The organism is Klebsiella sp. 28, from assembly GCF_018223905.1.
Taxonomy (GTDB): Bacteria; Pseudomonadota; Gammaproteobacteria; order Enterobacterales; family Enterobacteriaceae; genus Klebsiella; species Klebsiella pneumoniae.
On record NZ_JAGRQY010000052.1, the window covers coordinates 16,985 to 22,272 of the forward strand.

Below are 5,288 nucleotides of genomic sequence, written 5' to 3' on the forward strand. Positions count from 1 at the left end.
CCCCGCCGTAAGGAATATTGACCGCGGCGCACTTAATGGTCATCCAGGCAGAAAGTGCCATGACTTCGTTAAGATCGACATCCGGATGGTAGCGAACACCACCTTTACCCGGTCCGCGCGACAGATTGTGCTGAACGCGATAGCCCTCGAAGTGGCGGATGGTGCCGTCGTCCATTTGCACAGGAATGTCGACGATCAGCGCGCGCTTCGGATGGCGCAGGGTTTCCACCCAGTAGGCAAGATCGCCGAGATAAGGCGCGACGCGGTCGATCTGGCGCAGGTAGGTGGTCCATGGAGATGTACTACTTTCAGATGCGTAAGATAACTTTTCCATAAGAGTCCTGTTTCTCAGTGTTATTTATGTCGTGTAAAACCGTGGAATAGCTACAGCAGTAAACTCTGTGCAATGAATGGTATCACCAATTTTATAAAGCGGTATTTGACGGCAATTCCGATTTTTAAATTTTTGTTAGATTTTTTATTTTTTAAGTGAATAACTACGCACATCAACCACCCGCAAGCTGTGCATTTTAATTCACTTTTTATTCACTTAAGTGCATAATAAAATATTTTTTTCTATATTTTTCATTATCTTGATGATCTTCAAAAAGTGAATAAATTGCTTTTGTCCGTATTGACAATCTTGTTGTTCACAGGCCAGCATTAGCCCACACAACAACATGGCATTAACCATGAATTAACAATTACCCGTAAAAAGAATAGGGCTTTATTTTTCTGTGGTGAATATTTTTACCATCGCAGCGGGTGCGCTCGTGCCCAAAATAAGCCGAGGGGCAGGGTTGATGTCGATTGTCCAACGCGACGGGAGCGTTTTCCGTCGTCTTACGTTCCGGAGATAAATTATGTCAGGCAGTATGACTCGCGAAGATTTTGACGCTTACCTGGTTCCCTGTTTTGCCCCCGCGCCGTTTATTCCGGTCAGAGCGGCGGGCTCCCGCGTCTGGGACCAGCAGGGGAAAGAGTATATCGATATGGCGGGCGGCATCGCAGTGAACGCCCTGGGCCATGCTCACCCGGCGCTGGCTCAGGCCCTGCAGGATCAACTGGCGAAACTGTGGCATATCGGCAATGGCTATACCAACGAGCCGGTGCTGCAGCTGGCAAAAACCCTCGTGCAGTCGACCTTTGCCGACAAGGTGTTTTTCTGCAACTCCGGCGCCGAAGCCAACGAGGCGGCCCTTAAGCTGGCGCGGAAATATGCCCACGATAAGTTTGGCGGTGAAAAAAGCGAAATCATCGCCTTCAACCACGCCTTCCACGGCCGCACGCTGTTCACCGTCTCCGTTGGCGGCCAGCCGAAATATTCCAGCGATTATGCTCCGCTGCCGCAGGGCATTACCCATCTGCCCTATAACGATATCGAGGCGGTCACCGCGGCGATCTCCTCGCGCACCTGCGCGGTGATCGTCGAGCCGATTATCGGCGAAGGCGGGGTGATCCCGGCGGACCCGGCGTTCCTGCAGGCGCTGCGTACCCTCTGCGATCGCCATCATGCCACTCTGATATTCGATGAGGTGCAGACCGGCGCCGGGCGTACCGGCCATCTCTACGCCTACCAGCATTACAACGTCGTCCCGGACATTCTCACCAGCGCCAAAGGGCTGGGGGGCGGCTTCCCGATCGGCGCGATGCTGGCGAAAGAGGCCTGGGCGCAGGTCTTCCAGCCAGGCACCCATGGCACTACCTTCGGCGGCAACCCGCTGGCGGCAACCGTCGCTAACGCCGTGCTGGCCCATCTCGATGCGCCGCTGCTGGCAGGCGTTGGCGAGCGCCATGCGCTGATCGTTGACCAGTTGAATGCGATCTCTGCCCGTTACGATGCGTTTAGCGCCGTGCGCGGCACCGGTCTGCTGATCGGCGCTGAGCTGGCGGGGCCGCTGCGCGGCAAGGCCAAAACGTTGACCAACCTGGCGGCGGAAGAGGGGCTGATCGCCCTGATTGCCGGCCCGGACGTGCTGCGCTTCGCGCCGGCGCTCAATATCCCGCTGGCGGATATTGCGGAAGCCTTCGTGCGCCTTGATCGCGCCGTTGCCCGCTTAACCCGCTAACCGGGAGGACGGCCTGTGATGCTATTTCGTCCCGTACGGGAAAACGATCTCGACGACATCGTCCGCCTCGCCGCGCGGGCGGGGGTCGGCATGACCTCTTTACCGCATGACGTCGGGCGCCTGGCGGCCCGGATCCGGCGCAGTATCGAGACCTTCGCCGGCGAATTGCCACGCAGCCAGCAGGGTTTCCTGTTTGTGCTGGAGGACACCGCGCTGGCGCGGGTGGTGGGGGTGAGCGCCATTGAGGTCGCAGTGGGCCTGGACGAGCCGTTTTACAATTTTCGCATTCAGAAAACGGTGCGCGCCTCGAAAGCGCTGGGAGTCTATAAGCCCCAGGAGCTGCTTAATCTCAGCTATGACCACACCGGGCATAGTGAGCTATGTACGCTGTTTCTCGACCCGGCGTATCAGCGCAACCGCAATGGTCTGCTGCTCTCCAAGGCGCGCTTTTTATTTATCGCCGCCTTTCGCGAGTGGTTCTCCCCGCACCTGTTTGCCGAACTGCGCGGCTGCAGCGATGAGCAGGGACAGTCGCCGTTCTGGGATGCGCTGGGCCATCATTTCTTCGACATCCCGTTCGCCGATGCCGACCGGCTGACCGGCACCGGCATGAAAACCTTTATTGCCGAACTGATGCCGGCGTACCCGATCTATATCTCACTGCTGCCGGAAGCGGCCCGCGGGGTCATCGGTCAGGTGCATCCCAATACCGCCCCGGCGCGGGCGATCCTCGAGAAAGAGGGTTTCAGCTGGCGCGGCTCGGTGGATATTTTCGATGCCGGTCCGGTGCTGGAGGCGGACACCGATCAGATCCGCGCCGTGCGCGACAGCCAGCGCCTGCCTGTCCGGCAGCTGATGGGCGACCTGCCGGCGCCGACCCTCGTCGCCAACGGTCAATTCGACAACTTTCGGGCGCTGCTGGTGGCCCACGAAGAGCAGGTCTCGCTTGACAGCGCCGCGCTGGACGCGCTGCAGGTCAGTGAAACCGACCGCGTTTTTACGGTAACCCTGAATCCAGAGGACAACAGATCATGGCGGTAAAAGCACAGTTTATAGCCGGGCAGTGGCTGCCAGGCAGTGGCGCAACGATGAGCAAACTGGCCCCGGAGGATCAGTCGCTGCTGTGGCAGGCGGCCAGCGCGGGGGCTGACGACGTCCAGGCGGCCTGCGCCGCGGCGCGCGCGGCGTTTTATCCCTGGTCGCACCGGCCGCTGGCCGAGCGTATTGACGTCGTACAGCGTTTTGCCGCGCTGCTGGAGACGCATAAAGAGGCGCTGGCGACCCTGATTTCCCGCGAGACCAGCAAGCCGCTGTGGGAGACCCGCACCGAAGTGCAGGCGATGATCGGCAAGGCCGCGATCTCCATCGAAGCCTATCACCAGCGGACGGGCTTTCATGAGTCGACGCTGCCGGACGGTAAAGCGCTGCTGCGCCACAAACCGCACGGCGTGATGGCGGTCTTTGGCCCCTACAACTTCCCGGGCCACCTGCCCAACGGACATATCATTCCGGCGCTGATCGCCGGGAACACCATTGTGTTTAAACCCAGCGAGCTGACGCCGGCTACCGCTGAAATGACAGTCCAGCTGTGGCAGCAGGCGGGCATCCCCGACGGGGCGATCAACCTGCTGCAGGGCGGAAAAGCCACCGGCCAGGCGCTGCTGGAAAATCGTGATATCGACGGCGTGCTGTTCACCGGCAGCGCGGCGGCCGGTTTCCACTTCCATCGCTACTTCGGCGGCCAGCCGGAGAAGATGCTGGCCCTCGAGATGGGCGGCAACAACGCACTGATCGTCGCCGACGTGGCCGATATCGATGCGGCGCTGCATGTGATTATCCAGTCGGCGTTTATCTCTGCGGGGCAGCGCTGCACCTGCGCGCGCCGGCTGATCGTGCCGCGCGGCGAGCAGGGGGATGCGCTGCTGCAGCGGCTGGTAGAGGCCAGCGCGCAGATCCGCGCCGGCAAGTGGGATGATCAGCCGGCGCCGTTTATGGGCGGGGTGATCTCTCTCGACGCTGCGCAGAACATGCTGGCGGCGCAGCAAAAACTGGAGGGGCTCGGCGGCAAGGTGCTGCTGCGCATGCGCCAGCCTGACCCACGCTCCACGGTGCTGACCCCGGGGATCGTCGACGTCACCGGCATTGAGGTGCCGGATGAAGAGTACTTTGGCCCGCTGCTGACGATTATCCGTTACGACGGCTTCCCGGAGGCGATTCGCCTCGCCAATCAGACCCGCTATGGCCTGGCCGTCGGGCTGATCTCCAGCGATGCGGCGCAGTTTGATCAGCTGGCGGACGAGGCGCGAGCCGGGATCGTCAACTGGAACAAGCCGCTGACCGGCGCATCGAGTAAAGCGCCGTTTGGCGGGGTGGGCGCCTCCGGCAACCATCGCGCGGCAGCGTGGTATGCCGCCGATTACTGTGCCTGGCCGATGGCCTCTCTGGTCAGCGATACGCTGACGCTTCCGGCGACGGTATCGCCGGGCCTGCCATTCTGATAACGGATCCTGTGAGGACATATGTCTGGTTTTGAAGCAAACTTTGATGGCCTGGTCGGCCCGACGCACCACTACGCCGGACTCTCCGTCGGCAATGAAGCCTCGCAAAATAACCGCGATGGTCTCTCTAACCCTAAAAAGGCGGCGCTGCAGGGGCTGTATAAAATGAAAGCCCTGGCCGACCGCGGCTTCGTACAGGGCATTCTGCCGCCGCAGCCGCGGCCGAATCTGCGTCTGCTGCGCGAAGTGGGTTTCCAGGGCAGCGATGAGCAGGTTATCCGGCAGGCGGCCCATGCGGCGCCGCAGCTGCTCTCCGCCTTCAGCTCCGCCTCGTCGATGTGGACCGCCAACGCGGCGACTGTCTCACCGTCGGCGGACAGCGCCGATGGCAAAGTCCATTTCACCGTCGCCAACCTGAACAATAAGCTGCACCGTATGCAGGAGGCGCCCACCACCTCGGCGATCCTTGGCGCCACGTTCGCCGATCCGCGCTACTTTGCCCACCATGCGGCGCTGCCGCAGCATGGCGACCTCGGCGATGAAGGGGCGGCCAACCATAACCGCTTCTGCCGGGAATATGACCGGCAGGGGGTGCAGTTTTTCGTCTATGGTCGACGCGCCAGCGGCGGTATCGCCCCGGTGAAGTATCCGGCGCGGCAGACCCTCGAGGCCAGCGAAGCGGTGGCCCGCCTGCATCAGCTGGATCCGCGCTACACGGTGT

4 protein-coding genes and 2 pseudogenes are annotated in these 5,288 nt (G+C 61.0%); 4 read left to right on the forward strand and 2 right to left on the reverse strand.

Features of this window, described 5'->3' with window-relative positions:
• Together KHQ28_RS29180 and KHQ28_RS09825 are read right to left on the reverse strand one after the other, a co-directional pair.
• A pseudogene (locus tag KHQ28_RS29180) lies at positions 1–334 on the reverse strand (Glu/Leu/Phe/Val dehydrogenase dimerization domain-containing protein); the annotation flags it as partial.
• A 212-nt stretch (positions 335–546) separates the two neighbouring features.
• Positions 547–694 (reverse strand): annotated as a pseudogene (locus KHQ28_RS09825) (hypothetical protein).
• Between the two features lie 169 nt (positions 695–863).
• Between KHQ28_RS09825 and KHQ28_RS09830 the strand changes: the two are divergent.
• The 4 genes from KHQ28_RS09830 to KHQ28_RS09845 all read left to right on the forward strand — a co-directional run.
• Positions 864–2,069 (forward strand): aspartate aminotransferase family protein, encoded by a 1,206-nt coding sequence (locus KHQ28_RS09830; RefSeq protein WP_004176366.1) that lies wholly within the window; start codon positions 864–866, stop codon positions 2,067–2,069.
• 18 nt (positions 2,070–2,087) lie between these two features.
• A complete protein-coding gene (astA, locus tag KHQ28_RS09835; RefSeq protein WP_004179649.1) occupies positions 2,088–3,110 on the forward strand; it encodes an arginine N-succinyltransferase in 1,023 nt (340 codons plus the stop codon).
• Positions 3,101–4,567, forward strand: a complete 1,467-nt coding sequence (gene astD / locus KHQ28_RS09840) for a succinylglutamate-semialdehyde dehydrogenase (protein WP_004210329.1) — start codon at positions 3,101–3,103, stop codon at positions 4,565–4,567. The genes astA and astD overlap by 10 nt, the downstream gene beginning before the upstream one ends.
• A 21-nt stretch (positions 4,568–4,588) precedes the next feature.
• A partial coding sequence (locus KHQ28_RS09845) for an N-succinylarginine dihydrolase (RefSeq protein WP_211777595.1) occupies positions 4,589–5,288 on the forward strand: 700 nt, incomplete at its 3' end.